This is a genomic window from Noviluteimonas lactosilytica, assembly GCF_020866925.1.
In the GTDB taxonomy this organism is placed as follows: Bacteria; Pseudomonadota; Gammaproteobacteria; order Xanthomonadales; family Xanthomonadaceae; genus Noviluteimonas; species Noviluteimonas lactosilytica.
The window spans coordinates 365,576-385,527 of record NZ_JAJGAK010000002.1; the positions used below are offsets into that span (position 1 = coordinate 365,576).

17 protein-coding genes are annotated in these 19,952 nt (G+C 67.4%); 4 read left to right on the forward strand and 13 right to left on the reverse strand.

The features are described from left to right. Positions 1-30 precede the first annotated feature (30 nt). The gene (locus LK996_RS10935; RefSeq protein WP_230527208.1) at positions 31-204 is read left to right on the forward strand and encodes a type II toxin-antitoxin system HicA family toxin; all 174 of its coding nucleotides are present in this window, start codon (positions 31-33) and stop codon (positions 202-204) included. Positions 205-216: 12 nt separating this feature from the next. Further along, positions 217-651 carry a type II toxin-antitoxin system HicB family antitoxin gene (locus tag LK996_RS10940; RefSeq protein ID WP_230527209.1) on the forward strand — a complete coding sequence of 145 codons (435 nt, stop codon included), beginning with the start codon at positions 217-219 and terminating at the stop codon, positions 649-651. Between the two features lie 11 nt (positions 652-662). Here the strand turns inward: LK996_RS10940 and radA are convergent, their stop codons facing one another. The 12 genes from radA to LK996_RS11000 all read right to left on the reverse strand — a co-directional run bounded on the left by radA (position 663) and on the right by LK996_RS11000 (position 17,317). Further along, positions 663-2,060 (reverse strand): DNA repair protein RadA, encoded by a 1,398-nt coding sequence (radA, locus tag LK996_RS10945; RefSeq protein ID WP_230527210.1) that lies wholly within the window; start codon positions 2,058-2,060, stop codon positions 663-665. 253 nt (positions 2,061-2,313) lie between these two features. After that, positions 2,314-3,387 (reverse strand): polysaccharide biosynthesis/export family protein, encoded by a 1,074-nt coding sequence (locus LK996_RS10950; RefSeq protein WP_230527211.1) that lies wholly within the window; start codon positions 3,385-3,387, stop codon positions 2,314-2,316. A 163-nt stretch (positions 3,388-3,550) separates the two neighbouring features. Further along, entirely contained in the window at positions 3,551-4,306 is a 756-nt protein-coding gene (locus LK996_RS10955; RefSeq protein WP_230527212.1) for a YdcF family protein, read from the reverse strand. 12 nt (positions 4,307-4,318) lie between these two features. Continuing rightward, positions 4,319-5,488, reverse strand: coding sequence for a glycosyltransferase family 4 protein (locus tag LK996_RS10960; RefSeq protein WP_230527213.1), 1,170 nt, complete (start codon positions 5,486-5,488; stop codon positions 4,319-4,321). Next, the gene (locus LK996_RS10965) at positions 5,485-6,663 is read right to left on the reverse strand and encodes a hypothetical protein (protein ID WP_230527214.1); all 1,179 of its coding nucleotides are present in this window, start codon (positions 6,661-6,663) and stop codon (positions 5,485-5,487) included. Before LK996_RS10965 ends, LK996_RS10960 begins: the two co-directional genes overlap by 4 nt. 35 nt (positions 6,664-6,698) lie before the next feature. After that, positions 6,699-8,024 (reverse strand): lipopolysaccharide biosynthesis protein, encoded by a 1,326-nt coding sequence (locus tag LK996_RS10970; RefSeq protein ID WP_230527216.1) that lies wholly within the window; start codon positions 8,022-8,024, stop codon positions 6,699-6,701. Between the two features lie 243 nt (positions 8,025-8,267). Then, entirely contained in the window at positions 8,268-9,380 is a 1,113-nt protein-coding gene (locus tag LK996_RS10975) for a right-handed parallel beta-helix repeat-containing protein (RefSeq protein ID WP_230527217.1), read from the reverse strand. Then, positions 9,347-10,822, reverse strand: coding sequence for an asparagine synthase-related protein (locus tag LK996_RS10980; protein ID WP_230527219.1), 1,476 nt, complete (start codon positions 10,820-10,822; stop codon positions 9,347-9,349). Before LK996_RS10980 ends, LK996_RS10975 begins: the two co-directional genes overlap by 34 nt. Positions 10,823-10,824: 2 nt before the next feature. Then, positions 10,825-13,083 (reverse strand): polysaccharide biosynthesis tyrosine autokinase, encoded by a 2,259-nt coding sequence (locus tag LK996_RS10985; RefSeq protein WP_230527221.1) that lies wholly within the window; start codon positions 13,081-13,083, stop codon positions 10,825-10,827. A 121-nt stretch (positions 13,084-13,204) separates the two neighbouring features. Further along, positions 13,205-15,529, reverse strand: a complete 2,325-nt coding sequence (locus LK996_RS10990) for a UDP-N-acetylglucosamine 2-epimerase (RefSeq protein ID WP_230527223.1) — start codon at positions 15,527-15,529, stop codon at positions 13,205-13,207. A gap of 252 nt (positions 15,530-15,781) precedes the next feature. Then, positions 15,782-16,222 (reverse strand): low molecular weight protein-tyrosine-phosphatase, encoded by a 441-nt coding sequence (locus tag LK996_RS10995; RefSeq protein WP_230527224.1) that lies wholly within the window; start codon positions 16,220-16,222, stop codon positions 15,782-15,784. A gap of 48 nt (positions 16,223-16,270) precedes the next feature. After that, complete coding sequence (locus tag LK996_RS11000) at positions 16,271-17,317, reverse strand: WD40 repeat domain-containing protein (RefSeq protein ID WP_230527226.1); 1,047 nt, start codon at positions 17,315-17,317, stop codon at positions 16,271-16,273. A gap of 237 nt (positions 17,318-17,554) precedes the next feature. On the opposite strand from LK996_RS11000, the gene LK996_RS11005 reads away from it, so the two are divergent. Continuing rightward, positions 17,555-17,743: a hypothetical protein gene (locus LK996_RS11005; RefSeq protein WP_230527228.1), complete on the forward strand. Its 189-nt coding sequence runs from the start codon at positions 17,555-17,557 to the stop codon at positions 17,741-17,743. A gap of 33 nt (positions 17,744-17,776) precedes the next feature. Beyond that, on the forward strand, positions 17,777-18,295 hold the full coding sequence (locus tag LK996_RS11010) for a Cif family virulence factor (RefSeq protein ID WP_230527229.1): 519 nt from the start codon (positions 17,777-17,779) through the stop codon (positions 18,293-18,295). Between the two features lie 44 nt (positions 18,296-18,339). Here LK996_RS11010 and LK996_RS11015 read toward each other — a convergent pair whose 3' ends face one another. Beyond that, positions 18,340-19,860, reverse strand: a complete 1,521-nt coding sequence (locus LK996_RS11015) for an arylsulfatase (RefSeq protein WP_230527231.1) — start codon at positions 19,858-19,860, stop codon at positions 18,340-18,342. Positions 19,861-19,952: the final 92 nt, after the last annotated feature.

Genomic DNA, 19,952 nt, shown 5'->3' on the forward strand with positions numbered 1-19,952 from the left:
ACCTGCACACCCCACTTCGGCGTGCAGGCCATGAAGCAGAGCGAATTCCGCCGCTGGCTCGCAGCACAGGGCGCCCTGTTCAAGGAAGGCCGGAAACACACGAAGGTGTTCCTGCGTGGCAGGCAATCTTCCCTGCCCCGCCACCCTGCGCACGAGATCGGCGATACGTTGCGCAGGGCGATCCTCCGTCAACTTGGCCTGTGAAGGAGCGCGCGAATGTTGGTGTATCCCCTGGAGCTCGAACGCGACGGCAAGGGTTGGTTCGTCTGCTTTCCGGATATTCCCGAAGCGCTGACCTCGGGGCGCACGAAGGCCCATGCGATGGAGATGGCGCAGGATGCGCTCGAAACCGCGATGGAGTTCTACTTCGAGGATCATCGCCCGGTGCCGCTGCCGAGCAAGGTACGCGCAGGCCAGGCATTCGTCGAACTTCCCGCATCGCTCAGCGCAAAGGTCTTGCTGTTGAACGAAATGCTCGCGCAACAGGTGACACCGGCCGAGCTCGCGCGCCGCCTCGAAACGACGCCGCAATCGGTGCAACGCATCATCGACCTCGACCACGTGACGAAGATCGACACGATCGCGGAAGCGTTCCGCGTGCTGGGACGACGCCTGGATTTCCAGGTGAAGCGTTTGCCCGCGCTCGGCTGAGGCTGCGCGCGTCAGTTTGCCGCGGACAACGCGTCGGACAATCGTTCGACCGCAATCACTTCGAGCCCCTTGTAAGCCCCCGCCTTCGGCGCATTGCCCTTCGGCACGATCGCGCGCTTGAAGCCGTGCGTCGCGGCTTCCTTCAGGCGCTCTTCGCCGTTGGGCACGGGGCGGATCTCGCCGGAGAGGCCGACTTCGCCGAAGGCGACGGTCTTCTCCGCGAGCGGGCGGTCGCGCAGCGACGAAAGCACCGCGAGCAGCACGGGCAGGTCCGCCGCCGTTTCCTGCAAGCGGATGCCGCCGACGACGTTGACGAACACGTCCTGGTCGCCGACGCCGACGCCGCCGTGGCGGTGCAGCACTGCGAGCAGCATCGCGAGGCGGTTCTGTTCGAGGCCGACGGCGACGCGGCGCGGGTTCGACAACGGCGAGCTGTCGACGAGCGCCTGCACTTCCACCAGCAACGGGCGCGTGCCTTCGCGCGTGACCATCACCGCGCTGCCCGGCTGCGCGGTGCTGCCGCCGGAGAGGAAGATCGCGGAAGGATTCGGCACTTCGCGCAGGCCCTTTTCGCCCATCGCGAACACACCGAGTTCGTTCACCGCGCCGAAGCGGTTCTTGAACGCGCGCAGCACGCGGAAGCGGCTGCCGCTTTCGCCTTCGAAGTACAGCACCGCGTCGACCATGTGTTCGAGCACGCGCGGACCGGCGATGCCGCCTTCCTTGGTGACGTGGCCGACGAGGAAGACGGCCGTGCCGGTTTCCTTCGCGTAGCGCACGAGGCGTGCCGCGCTCTCGCGCACCTGGCTCACCGAACCTGGCGCGGCGCCGATCGATTCGGTCCACAGGGTCTGCACGGAGTCGGCGACGATCACCTTCGGGCGCATCGCGACGGCTTGTTCGAGGATGCGTTCGACGCCCGTCTCCGCGAGCGCGTGCAGGTGGTCGATCGGCAATCCGAGGCGCACCGCGCGACCGGCGACCTGCGCCAGCGATTCCTCGCCGGTGACGTACAACCCCGGCAGCGACTCGCCCATCTGCGCGAGCGCCTGCAGCAACAGCGTCGACTTGCCGATGCCGGGATCGCCGCCGACCAGCACGACCGCGCCTTCGACCAGCCCGCCGCCGAGCACGCGATCGAACTCGCCGATGCCGGTCGGCACGCGCGCTTCCTCGCTGTGGCGCACTTCGCGCAGCGCGGTGACCTGCGGTGCGTCGACCTTCCCCGCCCAACCGCCGCGACGCGCGGCCGGCGCCGCCGCGGCAGTGGCCTCGAGCGCGATCTCGGCCAGCGAATTCCATGCGCCGCATGCGTCGCACTGGCCCTGCCACTTGGCGTAATCGGCGCCGCACTCGTTGCAGACGTAGGCGGTGCTGCGGGATTTCTTCGAAACGGCGACCTTGGCCATCGGGCGTGCGCATTGCGTGGGGCGATGCCGCACTTTAGCCGCTGCGATCCCATCGCGTGAGACATGGCGCGACAAAATCGCGCGCAGAAAAAAAGGCCGGGGAGTCCCCGGCCTTTGCGACACCATCCATGGTGCGCGTCCCTGTGAGAGTGTCCGGCTCCGGGCTTCCGTTCCCGGGTGCCTCGCGCGACGCCGTCCCTGACGCCGCGCGATGAAGGAGGTCCTGCTTTCTTCCCCACGTTGTATGCGTTGCTTACAGATCGCTCCCGGCGGCGGCCGCGTTCCGGATCAGGCCCGAGAACGGGAGCAGCTGCGTGATGTAACGGTTCCAGCGGGTGATACCGGCCGGGCCGATCCACACGACGTCGCCGGCGCGCAGGTTGAAGCGCGATGCGACGGCGAATGCGGCAGGCGACGTGGCGTCGAGGTTGTAGACGCTAGCCGGATTGCCCTGGTCGTCCATGCCGCGGATCACGTACACCGCGCTGCCCTTCGACGTGCTCGGATCGAGGCCGCCCGCGCGGCCCAGCGCCTGGGTCAGCGACATGTCGGTGGTCTTGAACGGGATGGCCTGCGGCTCGTTCGCTTCGCCGACGACATAAACTTCCTTGCGATCGTTGTACGGCATGAACAGGCGATCGCCGGTCTTGAGGTAGATGTCCTGCGCGACGCCGTCGCGATTGATCGCGTCGAGATCGATGATGTAGTTGCGACCGTCGCGCGTCAGCACCAGCCCGGAGATGTCGGCGTTGGCGACGTCGACGCCCGCGCGACCCACCACCTGCGCCAGCGTCTGCGGCACCGTCGTGGTGTCCTGCGGCGCGGTGTTGGTGAAGGCACCCTGCAGCGCGACGCGGCCACCGAACCCGACGACGTTGACGTCGACCTGCGGTTCCTTGAGGTAGCGCGAGAGCTTGTTCGCGAGCTGGCTGCGCACCTGTTCGACGGTCATGCCGCCGACCTTCATCTTGCCCGCGTAGGGATAGAACAGCGTGCCGTCCGATTGCACCTGGCGACCGTTGGTGACGGCCTGCTGCTGCGAACCGGCGGGCGTGGTGAGTTCCGGGTGGTCCCACACGGTGATGATCAGCGTGTCGCCGGGGCTGACCACGTAGGACTCGGGCTGGAAGGACGTGAGCTCGGCGGGAAGCACGACGGGCTGGCGCTTGGCGGACACCATGTCGGCGGTGATGGTCTGCACCGGGATTTCGATTCCGCCCACGACCTCGGTACCGCCGCCCTTCACCGACATTTTCTGGCCCGGGATGCACCCGGTAAGAACCAGGGCTGTCGCGAGCGCGATGACGCGAGTCAGATGCGTGTTCAAGGTGGAGCCCTCCTAGCTGGGAAGCGCGCACCCGCGCGCCGATGTCTTGGTGTCGATACCGACGGGAAGGCCCCGTGGCCCGAATTCAGGTTGTGCCGGGCACCTTACGGACAGGGTTGCGCGCGCCGTGTGAAAACGGCCGGGCTTGCGAGCCCGGTTTCCTTCACGCGGTCTTTCCACCGACGCAGGCGGCCAGCAGGCCGGCGTATTCCTTGAGCGCGCGGCCGCTTCGCCACAATGCACGCGGACTCGGCAGCCAGCGGTCCGACCAGCGGTCGCCGCGGACCGACGGCGGTTCGGGCACCGGCGCTTCGACCACGGCCAGGCCGGCGTTGCGGAAGAGCTGGCTCGCGCGCGGCATGTGCAGCGCCGAGGTGACCAGCAGGACCGACTGCACGCCGTTGCGCCGGGCGAGCTGCGCCGTGTAGCGCGCGTTGCCTTCGGTATCGGTGCTGTGTTCTTCGAGCAGCAACGCCTGCGCGGGAATGCCCAGCCGGTCTGCGCCGCGCGCCATGTTGCGCGCCTCGGTGCGCTCGCCTTCGCCGCCGCCCGAGAGGATCACGCGCGGCGCGCGCCCGGCGAGGTAGAGACGCGCGCCTTCCGCGAGGCGGCTGTACTTCATGTCGTCGAGCTGGACGTCGGGACGCGACACCCACCCGTACCATCCGCCGCCGAGCACGACGATCGCATCGGCCCTCGGATACGACGCGGGCGATGCGATCGCGTGGCGATCTTCCAGCGAGTCGCGCAGCCATTCGGCGTTGCGCGGCACCGACCAGAACAGCGTCCATCCGATCGCCACCACCGACAGCGCCACGGCAGCGCGCCTGAATCGCAGCAGGTACACCACGCCGGCCACGCACAACACCGCGAGCGTGAGCGCCAGCGGGAACGTCAGTGCGACCAGCAGTTCGCGCACGAACCCCATGCGTCAGGCGGCCCTGGCGTGCGCGCGCGCCGCCGCCTTGCGACGCGGCAACAGTTCGTCGTACACCTCGATCGTGCGACGAATGACCATCTGCTCGTCGAAGTGTTCCATCGCCTTGCGCCGCGCGCAGTCGCCGAGGCGACGCACCAGTTCGCGGTCGTCGTCGAGTTTCGCGATGCATTCGGCGAGCGAACGCGCGCAACGCGGCTCGACGTGCAGGCCGTCGACACCGTCGTCGCTGACCACTTCGCGACAACCCGGCAGGTTGGTGGTGACGATCGCCAGCCCGCACGCGGCAGCTTCGATCAGGCTCTTCGGCACGCCTTCCCGGTAATAGCTCGGCAACGCGATGACATCGACCGAACGCATCAGCGACGGCATGTCGTCGACGTGGCCGCGCCAGTCGACGAGGCCTTCGGCGACCCACGCCTGCGCCTGTTCGCGGCTCGCCGAGCGCGGGTTGCCCGGATCCGGCGAACCGGCGAGCAGGAACTCGATGTTGCGTCCCTGCGCGCGCAGCAAACGCGCGGCTTCGATGTATTCGCCGATGCCCTTTTCCCACAGCAGGCGCGCGGCGAGCAGCACGCGCAGCGGGCGCGGTTCGGCGACGGGCTCGACGGGAACGAAGCGTTCGAGGTTCACGCCCGAGCTGCGGATCACGCGGATGTGCTGCTGCGGCACGAGCCGCGCGCGCACGAACGCATCGGCGTCGTCGGGGTTCTGCAGGATCAGGCGCGAATCCTTGTGGCCGAGCGTGCCGCGCATCAGCAGCTTCACCATCGGCCGCAGCGTGCGCGCGAGCATCGCGTCGCTCGCGAACACGTAGCCCATCCCCGCGACCGCGTTGACGACCGCGGGCACGCGCGCGGCGCGCGCGGCGAGCGCGCCGTAGATCGCGCACTTCACGGTGAAGTTGTGCAGCAGGTCCGGGCGTTCGTCGCGCAGCACGCGGGTCAGCGCGCGGATCGTCTGCATTTCGCGCAACGGGTTGAGGCTCGCGCGATCCATCGGCAACTGCACCCAGCGCATCCCGTGTTCGGCGAAACGCGCGCCGTATTCGCCGGGGGGCGAGAGCATGACGACATCGTGGCCTTCGGCGAGCAACTGTCGCGCGGTCGAAAGCCGGAAGTTGTAGAGGTACCAATCCGTATTTGCGTAGAAAACGAACTTCATCGGGTGGACTCCGCCAGGCGATGGTGGTGCAGGTACGGCAGGTAGCGGCGCGCGGGCGCCTCCGACTCCGCCATCGACGCGATCGCCGAACGCAGCATCCACGGGAAGACAAGGAACAACAGGAAACACGATGCGTAACGAATGCCCGAGCCCGGGTTGTAGACACCGAACGGCACGTAGGCGACCAGCGTGACCAGCATCGCCGGCAACCACGCGAGCACCAGCACCTTGCGCGCGGTACCCGACGGCGCGCGGAACGCCGTCTGGATCGCGTAGAGCAGCAGGAAGAACACGACCAGGCCCGACACCATGAAGGGGAACATCACCGGCCGCGCGAACACTTCGCCCGGCGTCGGCCCGACCAGCGAGAGCGGCAGCGTCCACCACAGGCTCGTCAGCAGGCCCTGCGTGGTGTCGATGTTGACCCACATGCGCGTCGTCGCCGATCCGACCGTGAAGTAGCTGCGCGCCTTCGGCAACGCTTCGTTGGCGATGTAGTCGTCGACCTGCGGCCACGCGATGATGGCGACGATCGCGCCCATCAGCAGCAGCAACATCATCTGCACGCCGAGGCTCAGGCCGACGCGCGGCCCGCGCATCAGCATCCACGCCATGACGAAGAACAACGCCATCGCGCCGCCGAACGGCGCGCGGATGAACACCATGCCCGCCACGCACAACACCGCGAGCCACCATCGGTGGATGCCGCGCGCGCGGTAGTACCCGACCATCGCGCCCATGAAGAACCCGAGGAAGCCGATGTACAGCGATTCGCGACCGACCACCGAGGCCCACACGCCGAAGCTCGGGATCAGCAGGATGGCGAGCAGCGGCCAGCGATACGGACCGTGCAGGCGCGCCTGCCCGACGAGATACGCCACGCCGCTCGCCGCGAACAGCGAGAAGGCCAGGTGCGCGAGCACGTCGACCTTCACCAGGCCGATGATCATCGTCGCCAGCTGCGTGACCAGGTACGTGCGCGCCTGCGACTCGTCGTCGTAGCCGCCGGTCATGTAGGCGCGCGCATCGCCGAGCTGGCTGTATCGGCTGTAGACGTAGACCGCGAACAGCGTCCAGCACACGAAGATCGCGTACACGCTCGCCTTCCCCAGCACATTGCGTGCCGGAGGGGTGCGATGCTCTTCCGCGAGATCGGCGTAGGGAACGTCGGTCATGACGTTCTGATAACGATCTGGCCGTGAGCGGGAGGTCACGGGGCCATGCCCTTGGCGCGCTTGAAGTGGCGCACGCCCCACCAGGTGCCCGCCAACAGGACCAGTTCGGCCACCACGGTGCCCCAGGCGGCGCCCATTTCGCCGAACTTCGGGATCAAGGCGGCGTTCAGCAAAATCGCCACGACCGTCGCCCACACCATCGCCCAAACCCGGTAACGCATGTGGTCGTCGGTCAGCAGGGCCGCGCCCATCGAAGTCGACAGGAACCGGATCGGCGGGCACAGCGCCAGCACCATCAGGATGTCGATGACGCGCGCGTACGCCTCGCCGAACAGCACGGGCACGACGTACGGCACCACCACCACCATCGCCGCACCGATCAGCACGCCGAGCGCGAACAGCGCGACGTTGCTGCGCTTGTAGACGAGCCAGAACTTCGGCGGGTTCTGCGCGGCCCAGTAATGCAGCTTGGCGAACAGGAACTTGTGGTAGATCGTCGCCGGAACCAGGTAGATCGCCATCATCACCGCGAGCGCGATCGCCCACTGGCCGGCCTGCGCGTTGCTCCCCAGGTATTTCAGCAACACCGTGCTGACCTGGAAGAAGATCGGATACAGCACTGCGACCACGCCATAGGGCCACGCCATCGACCACAACTCGCGCACGCCGGGCGTTGCGACGTCGGCATACGTTTCGGGTGCGGGACCGTGCCCCTTGAGGTCGATCTGGTTGCGCATGAACTGCAGCAGCGGCCGCGTCGACCACAGGATCATCGCGATCGAAATCGCCGCGTAACTCGCCGCGACGAAACGCCCCGTCAGTTGCGGCACGAGCAGCAGCGAGATCGCCACCAGCATGCGCATGAACGGCAACGCGAGCTGCCACGTCGCCATCGCCGCGAAGCGATCCTCGAGCCGGTACTTGTTGGTGAGCAGTTCGATCGCGAGCAGGTGCAGCACGATCGGCGTCATCACCAGCAGGTCGAAGCGCGTGTCGGCATCCGGCGCGATCAGCAACGCCCAGCCGACGACGATCGACAACGCGATCAGCGTGGTGAACGCTACGAAGCGCAGCGACGGCGCGATCCATCGACGCGCGCCCCACCCTTCCACGCCGTACACGCGCAGGCGGAACTGGTTGAGGCCGAAGCCCGCGAGCGGCGCGATCATCGTGACCGTCGCCAGCGACGAGGCGAACAGGCCGTAGTCCTGCGGACCCAGCTCGCGCGCGAGCAGCGTCTGGGTGAGGAACACGAACAAGGCTCCGAGCGCGGTGGCCGCGCCCAGCATCGAGATGGTCTTGAGTGCGCGCTTCCAGCCCGGAATGAGCCACTGCGCGATGCGCGACGGTTCGTCCACCATGCCTGTCGCGCCTGCCTGCGTCGGTTCCATGCCGTCCTTGCGACCGTGAAAGTGCGCGGACCTTATCGGCAGGAACGTGAAGGACGGGTGCGACAGGCAAAAAAAGGGGAGGAAGCGCCCCCCAGCGCTTCCTCCCCGCGGCGGGTCGCATGCGTGCACCGCCGTTGGTGTCTTTTTCCCGTAATCCCGGGATGCGAAACGTGATCGGCTAAGCAGGGCGCGTGGCCATCACGGCCGACCGCATCATTGCAGGCGATTGCCCGGCCCGATCTGCGGGCGATACGCGTCGGCCGCGACTTCCAGGTGGTGCGCCCAGCGCGGGTCGTCGATGCCTTCGGGCCTGCGGCGCCGGCCCGGCGCGTTGCCTTCGAAGGTGTTGTTCGCAATGCGCACACCGCGCGACTGCTTGCGCAGCAGGATGCCGACCTTCGCGTTGTCGCGGATGCGGTTGCCTTCGATGGCCAGCCCGTTCGCGCCGACCGCGAGGATGCCGGGATTGCGGTTGCGCTCGATCGTGCAGTCGCGGATCGCCACGTCGTGCGTGTCCAGCCACACCTGGATGCCCGGGCCGCGGTTGCCGTGGCAATGGCAACGTTCGATGCGCACGTCCTTCGCCGGATCGCCCTTGTCGGGTTCGACGTCGATGCCCGCCATCGGCGGCGTGCCGCCGGTGCCCGCGAATTCGCAGTCGTGCACCCACACGCGGCGCGAACGGCCGACCGACAATCCCTGGCGGCGATTGCCGATGCTTTTCACGTTGGCGATCTCCACGTCCATGCTCGGTCGCGGGTCGTTCTTTCCGCGGCGCTTGCCGCCGATCGAAATGCCATCGCCCCAGCAGCGCGAGATGTGGATGTCGCGCACGACCACGCGCACGCCGTCGTAGATCGCGATGCCGTGGCCCCACTCGCCTTCGGTGCCGAGGTGGCGATCGCGATCGCCGACGATGCGCCCGCCGCTGATCTGCACGTCATGCACGGCCTGCACGAGCAGCACGTACGAACGCGGCGCCGCGTTGGGGATCGCATGCAACTCCGCGTCCTTCGCCATCTGCAGATGCACGCCGTTGCGCAGGCGCACGCTGCGCAGCGTGTCGATGCGATAGACGCCGGCCGGCACGCGCACGACGCCACCACCGCGCAGCGAATCGATCGCGGCCTGGAAGGCGCGCGTATCGTCGCCGGTGCCGTCGCCGCGCGCGCCGAAGCGGCGCACGTCGACGGTGGGCCCGCTCTTCGTCTTCGCGAATGCGGCGGGCGCGAGCGCGAGGAACGACAACGCCCCCGCGGCCCGCGCGAGCAGCGCGCGCCGCGACAGCGACATCAGGCCCCGCGGGTGCGGTGCAACTGGATCCATGGCAGCACCACTGCGAGCAGGTAGAACTTCGAGGCGTGGTACTTGTTGTCCAGGCTCTTGCGGTTGCGATCGAGCCACGTCACCGCGCCCGGCAGCACGTCGCGCGCCTGCACCGCGAAATCGCGCACGGTGTCGTAGCGGGTCTTCGCAAGGCCGCGCACGTCGAACCGGAAGCTGCCCTTCGTCTTGACGTACGGCAAGTCGGGGAAGCGCGTGGCGATGTGGTCGCGCACGAGGATCTTGTTCGCGTGCGTGACCGGGTCGATCATCATGTGCGGCGGCACTTCGCGATACACCCACTCGCGGAAGCGCACGTCGGTGAACGGGTACACCGCGTTGAGCCCGAGCGCCGCGCAGGTGTACAGCCCCTTCGCGAATGCGCCCGCGGAACCGGCGATCGACGCCGACATGTCGCGCCATTCGTCCTCGCTCGTCGCCGACGCGATCTCCGACAGGAACGGTTGCAGGCGCGAGCGCGAGCGATCCGACACGGGCTTGCCGAACATTTCGTCGACTTCCGCATCGGTGAAGCGCGAGCCGGGGAACACGCGCTCGATGGTGTTCATCTGCAGCGTGCCGAGCAGGAACGACGCGGTGAAGCTGCGATCGAGCAACGGCAGCGTCGACACGCCCGGCGGCAGGCGCACCGAGCGCGAGAGCCACTTGAGGATGCGCTGCTGGCGCGACACCGGCATGCCGAAGTAGCTGTCGGCCCCGAGCCCGTCGAGCACGCCGTCGCCGGCGCGCGCGCCGATCTCGGTCGCGAGGTCCACGTACGACAACAACGCGAAGTCCGCGGTGAGCAGCGGCATGCGGTCGGCGACCGCGAGGTAACGGTCGTAGGCGCGGCCCGGATCGCACACCAGCGATTCGTGCCGCAGGCCCAGCGTGCTCGCGACGAAACGCGCCGAATCCACTTCGTCCTCTTCGCGACCGCCGAGGTATGTCAGGCAGATCGTGTCGGGCCGCGCGTCGGCGACCGCGATGGCGAGCGTCGTCGAATCCTTGCCGCCGCTCTGCAACATCCACGGCTGCCGCACTTCGCAGGTCGAGGTCGTGACCGCTTCGCACAACAGGCGGTGGTACGTGCCGACCCAGTCGGTGTCATGGTCCGGGTGCGCGGGATCGGTGTCGCCGCGCTTGCCCGAATCGCGGAACTTGAAGTGGAACTCCGGGTTCGCATACATGTCCTGCGACGGACAGAAGCCGAAGGTCACAAGCTTCACGTCCTCGAAGATCGAGTGCGGCGGATACACGAAAGCATTGCGCAGCACGTCGGCGACCGACACCAGGTCGATCTTCCGCGCGGCATCGCCCTCGACGGACAGCCCGGCGAAATCGGGCCGGCCGTAGTACGGCGACATCATGATCTGCGTGCGCGCGGGCCTGGTCGGCGGCGCGGGCGACGGGACGGCATGCGGAGCCAGCAGCGAAACGTTCATGGTCAGCGATAAGCCTTGTGGGTGCCGGTCTGCTGGCTCGGCAGGTACTCGTAATAGGTGTAGGCGTAGTGGCCGCCGCTGCGCTTCTGCACGCCGTTGAAGATCGCGCCCTTCACTTCCACGCCGTTCTGTTCCAGGCGCTGCTTGGCGAGCGCGATCTCGCGCTGCTGGTTCAGGCCGAAGCGCACCACCATCAGGCAGGTGCCGACCTGGTGGCCGATCACCGCGGCGTCGGTCACCGCCAGCACCGGCGGCGTATCGATGATCACGATGTCGTAGCGCGGGCCGCACTGTTCGAGCAGTTCGTTGAACGCCGGATTCATCAGCAGCTCCGACGGGTTCGGCGGGATCTCGCCGCGCGAAATGAACGACAGGTTGTCGGTGCCCGCCACGCGGCGGATCGCTTCTTCCAGCGGGATCTGGCCGGTGATCAATTCCGACAGGCCGCCTTCCGAACGCACGCCCACCGCGTGGTGCAGCGTGCCGCGACGCATGTCGGCGTCGATCAGCAACACGCGCTGGCCCGCCTGCGCCATCGTCACCGCCAGGTTGGCGCAGACGAAGGTCTTGCCGACGCCGGGGCTCGGCGCGGAGATCATCAGCAGGTTGTTCTTGGTCTTGAAGCGCGCGAAGTGCAGGCTCGTGCGCAGGCTGCGCAGCGCTTCCATCGCAAGGTCGGTCGGTGCGTTGAGCGCGAGCAGGCGCTGGTTGCCGTTGGCGAAGCGCTGCGGATTGACGGTGAGTTCGCGGCCGCGCTCGCTGTACGGGATCGACGCGTACACCGGCAGGCCGAGCAGTTCGATGTCGGCCGGATCTTCGACGCCGCGACGCATCATCTGCCGCGTCAGCACGAAGCCGAACATCACCAGCGCGCCGACCAGCGTGCCGCCGGCGAGCACCGGCAGCGGCTTCGGCCACGCCGGGCGTTCGTAGTCGACCGCGGCCGGATCGATCACGCGCGCGTTGCCGATCGCGCTGGCGCGCGCGATGTCGAGCTGCTGCGCCTGGTCGAGCAGGCTGGCGTAGGTCTGGTTGGTGACTTCGACGTCGCGCGTCAGGCGGAACAGGTTCTGCTGCGTTTCCGGCAGCTCCGCGATCTGGCCGCGCAGGCCCGCCTTCTGCGCCTCGAACTGGCCGATCTGCGCGAGCAGCGCCTTGTACGTCGGATGGTTCGGCGTGAAGCGGCTGGCGAGGTCGGCCTGCTGGATGCGCAGCTGGCTGATCGCCGAATCGATCGACACCGTCTGGTTGAGCAGCGATTGGTTCTGCACGGTGACGTCGAGCGTCTGCGTCTTCGTCTGGTAGTCGGTCAACGCGGCTTGCGCCTTGTCCAGTTCCTTGCGCACGTTCGGCAACTGGCGCTTCACGAACTGCAGGCGCTTGGCCGCTTCGGCCGAGTTCCGCGCCACGTTCTGGTGCACGTACGCGCGGCTGATCTGCTCGAGCACCTGGCGCGCGAGGATCGGGTCTTCGTTCTGGTAGCTCAGCGCGATGACGCCCGAATCGCGGCCCTGTTCGGACGCGCTGATGTCGCGGCGCAGCTGGCCGAGGATCGCGAGCGTATTGAGGCGGGTGACATCGAAGCGCATGCCCGGGTTGGCCGCCATCGAACGCACCAGCATATGCACGCCGCCGCTCTGCGCCGGTTGACCCACGACGCCGCTGATCAGCGCGTCGCCGTCGGGACCGTACAGCGTGTAGCTGTTCGCATCGCCGGCCACCAGGCGCAGCGGTTGGTCGATCAGGTGTTCCGGCACGTCCAGGCGCGCGATGTCGACGCGGTCGCCGCCCCAGCCGTAACGATTCAGGCCGAACCACGGCTCGGCGACTTCGCCGGAATCGGCCGGATGGTTGCGCGCGATGTAGTTGCCGAACACCGGGAAGCGCGCGGGCTTGACCTGCACGTCGAGGTCGAGGTTGTCGAGCGCTTCGCTCAGCACGCTGCGCGAGGTGAGCAGCTGGATCTCGGTGGCCGCCGGCGATTCGGCCGACGCGGTCTGCGCGGCGGAGTTCGCCGACAGGCCCGGGAACGTCGGCGTGCGGCGTTCCACCTGCACGGTGGCGGTCGATTCGTACATCGGCGTGGCGAGCACGACGTACAGCAGGCTCGCCAGCAGGAACATCAACGTGCCGAACGCGATCAGCTTCTTGTGGTCGCCGACCGTGGTGAACAGCGTGCGCAGATCGATCTCTTCATCGCGCACCGAACTGGGCGCGATGTGCGGCGGCGGCGTGGTGCGGGTCGAAAGGTAAGTCGCCATGTCGTCTCGCTTTCAAAGAAAAATAGGTATGTCGTCGTCGTGTCGCGGTGTCGTGCAGTCGCACGCGACGCACGCCGTGCGCCGCGCCCTGCTTCCCTGGCCCCAGCCGTCCCCTGGGCCTTCAGGACACTCCGCGCACGCGTTCGAAGCGCGGCAGCCCCGCTGCCGGCACCAGCGGCACGACCGTGGCCGGGCTCGGCCGCATCGCGGCCAGCGCTTCCACGATCCGCTCGCACGCATCCACGCGCGGCCGCTCATCGTTGCGCAGCATTTCCCACGCACGACGGTCGGACATCAGATTCAGTACGACATCGGAGATCGTTTGCTCGTGAACATCGATACGGCGGATGTTCGGCATCTCGCTTGTGAGGGGGCTCGCGTTCAGCCCCGGCTCGCCCGCCCCGTTCAGCAGCAGCACCGGCTTGCCCAGCGGCGCTGCCTCGGCGGCGCATTCGCCGGCGACGGCAAGCGTCAGGTAGGCGGCATCGGCCAGGTACGCGAACGCGGTGTAATCCCCCGGCGCAACCAGATGGATATTCGCGAATGCGCCGAGCATCCCGTCGATTCCATCCATGTTGCGCGAGGGTGGCAGCAGGCAAACGATGTCGTAGTCCGGCCGGCGCAGCGCGATCCGCCGCAGCGCCCGGGCGAGCGGCTCCAGGCGCTCGCCCATCTTTTCGCGCCCCAGCACCAGGAGGAGCGGCGCGTTTTCGCGGAGGAAGCCGAAGCGCTGCGTGAGTTCGCGCTGCAACTGCTCGTCTTCGTGCAGCCGGTCGACCGCGGTATGCAAGGTGCGTGCCGCCGGATCTCCGGTCACGACCACGCGGTCGGACGGCACGCCGTCGGCGACGAGCGAGCGGCCGACCGACTCGGTCGCGGTGAAGTGCATCGCGGCCAGCGAACCCATCACCTTGCGCGACGCATCGAGGACATCGCGGCCGCCCGGGGCGCCCGCCGCTTCGACGCACGCCACCGGGATGTGCTGGTAGGTCGCGGCCAGCGTGGTCGCCACGCTCGTCGGCGCGCCGGCCGGCACGACCACGACGTCGGGGCGGAATTCGCTGAGCAGGCGATCGAGCGTGCCGAGCGCGGCGGACGTGACCTGCGCATCGTCGTCGGCGGAGGCCAGCGTCACGCGCACGTCGGGCGCGAGATCGAACAGGCCGAGCACGCCTTCCGATTGCGTGTCGTCGGTCGCTGCGATCACCACGCGGGCGTCGAAGCGTCCGTCGCGCGCCATCTGTTCGGCGATCGGTGCGATCTGCGCGGCGTCGCTCGACGCGCTCAGCACGCACAACGCCTTCATCAGGCCGGGCTGCGACGGCGTGGCCTCGACCATCGCGGGCGTCGACGCGTACACCGCGGGCGCCGGCACATGTTCGACGATCGCGACCTGCGGCTTCGCGAACGCGCGGCCCATCGCTTCGATCGCCTGCGGCAAACGTGCGAGGTACAGCGCGAACACGAACGCGAACGCACCCAGGCTCGCCACTTCCGGCAGGTTGCGCAGCGCGTAGCCGAGACCGCCGAGCAGCAGGCCGGCGAGCACGATGATGCCGAGCGTGGCGCGCGACGAGAAACCGGCGTCGCACAACAGATGATGCAGATGCTGGCGATCGGGCTCGAACGGCGAACGGCCCAGGCGCATGCGGCGATGCATGACGCCGACGGTGTCCATCACCGGAATGGCGATGCACCACAGCGTGTCGACCGGCGCGAGCACGCCGACCTTGCCATGGCTCAGATAGATCAGGCTCCACGCCATCAGGAAGCCGATGAGCGTGCTGCCCGCATCGCCCATGAAGATCTTGCGGCCGTCGGGCCAGCCGAGATTGACCGCGAGGTATGGCACGAGCGAGGCGAACAGCACCTGCAACAGCAGCACCACGCCGAGCGCCGGCCAGCTTCCGCCGGCGAACAGCAGGATCGTGCCGATGCTGACCATCGCCATGCCCGCGGCGAGGCCGTCGATGCCGTCCATCATGTTGAACGCGTTGACCAGGCCGATGACCGCGACGATCGTGATCGGGATGCCGAGCAGTCCGAGCTGCAGGTCGATGCCCTCGCCGAGCAGGTGCCCGGCGCTGTCGAGATAGATGCCGGTCGCGCCGATCACCAGCCACGCGGTGCATGCCTGGATGATGAGGCGCGAACGCACGCTCATGTTGTTGAGGTCGTCGACCGCGCCGGTCATGACGATCAGCGCGCACGGCACGAGCAGGCTCGCGACGAACGCGTCGACATACCCCAGGTAGGTCAGGCCCGCGACCGTGCCGAGGAAGAAGCACAGCCCGCCGATGAGGGGAACGCGACCCTTATGCGCCTTGCGCCCGCCCGGCTTGTCGACCAGGCCCAGTCGCCGCGCGACCGGGCGCAGCGAAAAGATCGAGAACAAGGTGACGGCCAATGCGATCGCGCTCGCGGCCACCAGTTTTGCTTCTTCCATGTGCGCCTCTCGATGACCGGGATCGAAGGGCGCGCTTGCATGCACCGCCCCCTGCCCGTTGCGCGCGCCCTCCAGTAAACGCACTGGTGCGGCGCAACAGGTTCAGGAAAGGCTAGGGATGCGCGGTTGATGGGAAGATGAAGAAAAAGCGTTAAACCAGCGCTGGATGCTGCCGATCATGCATCTGTTCAGTAACGTTCATCCGCATGGCCGGTCGCGTTGCCGGCGTGCGTTTAGGTCAGGTTGCGGATGCTAGAGATGCATGCGCCACGCATGCAGCATGCGGTCGAGCTGGCCGAAGGCGTCCTCGAACACGGGGCGCGTCTTGCCGTAGGGATCGGGGATCTCGCTGTCGCCTTCCCACTTGCCGACGAGGTACGACTTGCCGCGCGCCTGTGGCGCGATCGCGTGGATCGCACCGAGATGACGGCGTTGCATCGCCAGCACGAGGTCGGCTTTCGAGATCATCGCCTCGGTCACTTGCCGGGCGACATGGTCCTTGCCGGTGTGCCCGTGCGACGCCAGCACCATCTCGGCGAGCGGATCGATCGGGTTGCCGACGAGCGCGGCCAGGCCCGCCGACTCGACGACGACGTCGCTGTCTTCGCCCCCGAGGTGGTGGCGCAACACGACTTCGGCCATGGGCGATCGGCAGATGTTGCCGACGCAGACGATCAGGATGCGATGGATCATGGGTCGAGTGTAACCGTGACCCTGTGTCGCCTTCGCCGACTCGCGACTTCAGGGCGAAGGCACCACCGCGACGACCGCGTTCGCCTCCTGCGTGCCGTAGGCGAAGCGCGTGAACCCCGGCGACCACGCGACGGGTGACGTCACGCGCGTGCCCGTGCCCGCACCGAACACATGCCGCAACGCGCCGTCGGACACGCGCCAGAAGCGGATCAGGCCGCGATGCGCGGTGCTGCCGTCGGGCGCGGGGAAGGTCTGGTCGCCGCTCGTGACCAGGCGCGTCCCGCCCGGCGAGAAGCGCACGCCGACGACCGTCTCGAAGCGATCGGCGTTCGGGAAGCGCCGCACCACCGCACCGTCGGACACGCGGAACAGCGTCGTTTCGTTCGGCCAGTTCGACCACGCGGCCAGGCGCGTGTTGTCGGGCGAGAACGCCATCGGCGACACGCCGTGCGTCCTTCCCCCGGTGAGCAGGCGCAGCACAGTGCCGTCGCTGCGTCGCTGGAGCGTGATCGTCCCCTGCGAGGCGGACGCCTGCAGCGTGCCGTCGGGCGAGAACACCCAGTTCGTGGTGATCTTGTCGTAGCCGGTGCCGATGACGCGCACGACGGAGAAGTCGGACAGGCGCCAGCGCGAGAAGCCAGTGTCGCCCGTGCTCGCGGTCAATTGTGCGTCCGGCGCGAAGCGCACGATTTCGCTTGGCGCAATGGTCACGACGAGCGACCCGAGGAACACGCCATCGGAGGCGCGATGCACGCGATACGCGAGCGGGCGGTTCGCGTTGTACGTCGCCAGTTGCGTGCCATCGATCGAATACACGAGGTGTTCGATGCCGCCGATGCGGTCGGGTTGTTGTTTGAGCTCCCACGCGAGCGCGCCACTGGACGCCACGCGCACGCGGATCCAGCGATCCGCCGAACCGAACGCGACGCGCGCGCCCGTGCCCGGCGACCAGGCGACACCGCGGATCGGATACGGATAGTTGGGAAGATGGACGCCGGGGATCGACCACACGATCTGCGGCGCCGCCTGTGCATGCAGCCCGGCGGCGAGCGCCATGCCGAACAACAGCGTGAAAACGGGACGATGGAAACGCATGGCGCACCTCCGGTCATGCGTAGATGTGCATCCGGTGGATGCGGCGTGCCGGCCGCGCGGTTCACTTCGCCGCCGGGGTTTTCGAACCTGAACGCTCGCCGCGAATCATTAATGCTCGGTTTGCCCGGCGCATGGGAAAACGCACGGATGCCGAACGACCACCAATCGGAAGAAGCGCGACCCGGGCTCACGGAAGTCCATTTCGTCGGCGGTCCCTTGCACCGGCGCCGGGTGGTCATGGCCGACCCCGAGCCCGACATGCCGCTCGAATTCTCCGGGCAGGCGATCGTGTATTCGCGCCGGAGGGTCGAGCACGTTCGTCGCGACGATGCGTCGGTGCAGATCGCGACCTACGCGCCGCACGGCACCACCGACGAAGAGTTCGCGCGATTGCTCGCGGACGCCACGCGGCCGGGGAACATGTGATCATTGCGCGCCGCCCCATGGACACGGATGCCAATGAAAGCGATCGCGCGTTGTTTCCTGCCGTTGATGCTTGCCGCCACCGCCCTGCCCGCTTTCGCCGCGGAACCCACCGCCGCCGCGCAGCTTGACCACCCCGAGATCCGCGCGGTGATCGAGTCGTTCCGCACGTCGATCATCGAACGCGACAAGCCGCGCTTCCTCGCCTTGTTCGTGCAGCCCGACCTGCCGTGGCAATCGGTGCTCGGCGATTCGAGCCTCGCGCAACTCAAGGCCAGGCGCCCGGAAGCCGTCAAGGCCCGCTACAAGCCCGACAACAATCCGACCGCCTTCATCGATTCGATCGTGAAGAGCGAGAAGCGCAGCGAAGAGACGTTCGACAACATCCGCATCGACGCCGACGCGGACGTCGCCGCCGTGAGCTTCGACTATGCGTTCCTCTCCGACGGCAAGGAGACGAACCGGGGCCAGGAAAGCTGGCTGCTCGTGCGCACGGAGGACGGCTGGAAGATCACCACGCTCGCCTACTCGATCAACGTGCCGGCGGCGCAGTAACGACAAGCGCCCCGCCCGCGCGGGGCGCTCGCTGCAGGTCGCGCTCAACTCTTCGGCATCATCGCTTCGATGACGTTGTCGATGCTGAAACTCGCCGAACGCGCGCGTGGCGGGAACTCCTTGAAGCTTTCCAGCCACTTCATGAGCAACGGCGGCGCGCCGTACATCAGGTAGTTCTGCTGCATGAACCACGAGTCGTACAGGAAGCTTTCGGTGCCGCGCTCGAAGGGATCCGCGCGCAGGTCGAAGAACCGCGGGATGCGCATCTGCGAGAACGGCTCGCGCCAGGCTTCGAGCCCTTGCGTGCGCTGCTCCGTGAACACGATCTTGAACCTTCCGACGCGCATCGCCAGGCAATCGCCGTCGTCGCTCCAGTAGATGAAGGCTTCGCGCGGCGACTTGTCCTGTCTGCCGGACAGGAACGGCAACAGGTTCTCGCCGTCGAGGTGGACCTTGTAGGTCTTGCCCCCCATCTCGAATCCCTTCTTCACCTTCTCGACCAGTTCGGTCTCGCCATTGGCGGCGGCGAATGTCGGAATGAAGTCCTGCAGCGACGCGATCTCGTTGATCACGCGCCCGGGTTCGATCACGCCGGGCCAGCGCATCACGCACGGCACGCGCCAGCCGCCTTCCCAGTTGGTGTCCTTCTCGCCGCGGAACGGTGTCGTGCCGCCATCGGGCCACGTGCACACTTCGGCGCCGTTGTCGGTGGTGAACACGACGATGGTGTTGTCGACGACGCCGAGGTCGTCGAGCTTCTTCAGCAGCTGTCCGACATAGCCATCCAGTTCGACCATGCCGTCGGGATACAGCCCGAGGCCCGTCTTTCCTTTCGACGACGGCTTGAGATGCGTGAACACGTGCATGCGCGTCGGGTTGAAGTAGCAGAACCAGGGCTCTCCCGCCGCATGCTTGCGATCGATGAAGTCCAGCGCCGCGGCGAGGAATTCCTCGTCGACGGTTTCCATGCGCTCCTTCGGCAGCGGCCCGGTGTTTTCGATCGTCTGCTTGCCGACCTTGCCGAAGTGTTCGTCGACGGTCGCATCGTCCTTGTCCGTCGCCTTGCAGCGCAGGACGCCGCGCGGGCCGAAGCGCTTGGTGAATTTCGGATCCTTCGGCCAGTTGTCGTAATAAGGCTCCTCTTCGGCATTGAGGTGATAGAGGTTGCCGAAGAACTCGTCGAAGCCATGCACGGTGGGCAGGTGCTCGTTGCGATCGCCGAGGTGGTTCTTGCCGAATTGCCCGGTCGCGTAACCGAAGTACTTCATGAAGTTGCCGACGCTCGGATCTTCGAAACTCAGGCCCAACGTCGCGCCCGGCATGCCGACCTTCGTCAGGCCGGTGCGAATCGGCGATTGGCCGGTGATGAACGCCGCGCGGCCCGCGGTGCAACTCTGCTGGCCGTAGAAGTCGGTGAACTTCGCGCCTTCGCGCGCGATGCGATCGATGTTGGGCGTTTCGTAACCCATCACCCCGCCGTGGTAGCAGCTCGCGTTGAACCAGCCGATGTCGTCGGCCATGATGAACAGGACGTTGGGCTTTTGCGCGGCGGCTTTGGCGGCCATGTGACTGACCTCTTTGCGGACGAGGTCGAAATGTTCGGACGCGGCGAGGTTCGCCGCGTCCGAAATTTGCCGTATCTCGCCTACGTAAAATT

Coding starts and splice junctions, on each gene's coding strand:
- LK996_RS10935 (WP_230527208.1), top strand. CDS start 31: ATGAAGCAGAGCGAATTCCGCCGCTGGCTCGCAGCACAGGGCGCCCTG.
- LK996_RS10940 (WP_230527209.1), top strand. CDS start 217: ATGTTGGTGTATCCCCTGGAGCTCGAACGCGACGGCAAGGGTTGGTTC.
- radA (WP_230527210.1), bottom strand. CDS start 2,060: ATGGCCAAGGTCGCCGTTTCGAAGAAATCCCGCAGCACCGCCTACGTC.
- LK996_RS10960 (WP_230527213.1), bottom strand. CDS start 5,488: ATGAAGTTCGTTTTCTACGCAAATACGGATTGGTACCTCTACAACTTC.
- LK996_RS10965 (WP_230527214.1), bottom strand. CDS start 6,663: ATGACCGACGTTCCCTACGCCGATCTCGCGGAAGAGCATCGCACCCCT.
- LK996_RS10970 (WP_230527216.1), bottom strand. CDS start 8,024: ATGGTGGACGAACCGTCGCGCATCGCGCAGTGGCTCATTCCGGGCTGG.
- LK996_RS10975 (WP_230527217.1), bottom strand. CDS start 9,380: ATGGATCCAGTTGCACCGCACCCGCGGGGCCTGATGTCGCTGTCGCGG.
- LK996_RS10980 (WP_230527219.1), bottom strand. CDS start 10,822: ATGAACGTTTCGCTGCTGGCTCCGCATGCCGTCCCGTCGCCCGCGCCG.
- LK996_RS10985 (WP_230527221.1), bottom strand. CDS start 13,083: ATGGCGACTTACCTTTCGACCCGCACCACGCCGCCGCCGCACATCGCG.
- LK996_RS10990 (WP_230527223.1), bottom strand. CDS start 15,529: ATGGAAGAAGCAAAACTGGTGGCCGCGAGCGCGATCGCATTGGCCGTC.
- LK996_RS10995 (WP_230527224.1), bottom strand. CDS start 16,222: ATGATCCATCGCATCCTGATCGTCTGCGTCGGCAACATCTGCCGATCG.
- LK996_RS11000 (WP_230527226.1), bottom strand. CDS start 17,317: ATGCGTTTCCATCGTCCCGTTTTCACGCTGTTGTTCGGCATGGCGCTC.
- LK996_RS11005 (WP_230527228.1), top strand. CDS start 17,555: ATGGCCGACCCCGAGCCCGACATGCCGCTCGAATTCTCCGGGCAGGCG.
- LK996_RS11010 (WP_230527229.1), top strand. CDS start 17,777: ATGAAAGCGATCGCGCGTTGTTTCCTGCCGTTGATGCTTGCCGCCACC.
- LK996_RS11015 (WP_230527231.1), bottom strand. CDS start 19,860: ATGGCCGCCAAAGCCGCCGCGCAAAAGCCCAACGTCCTGTTCATCATG.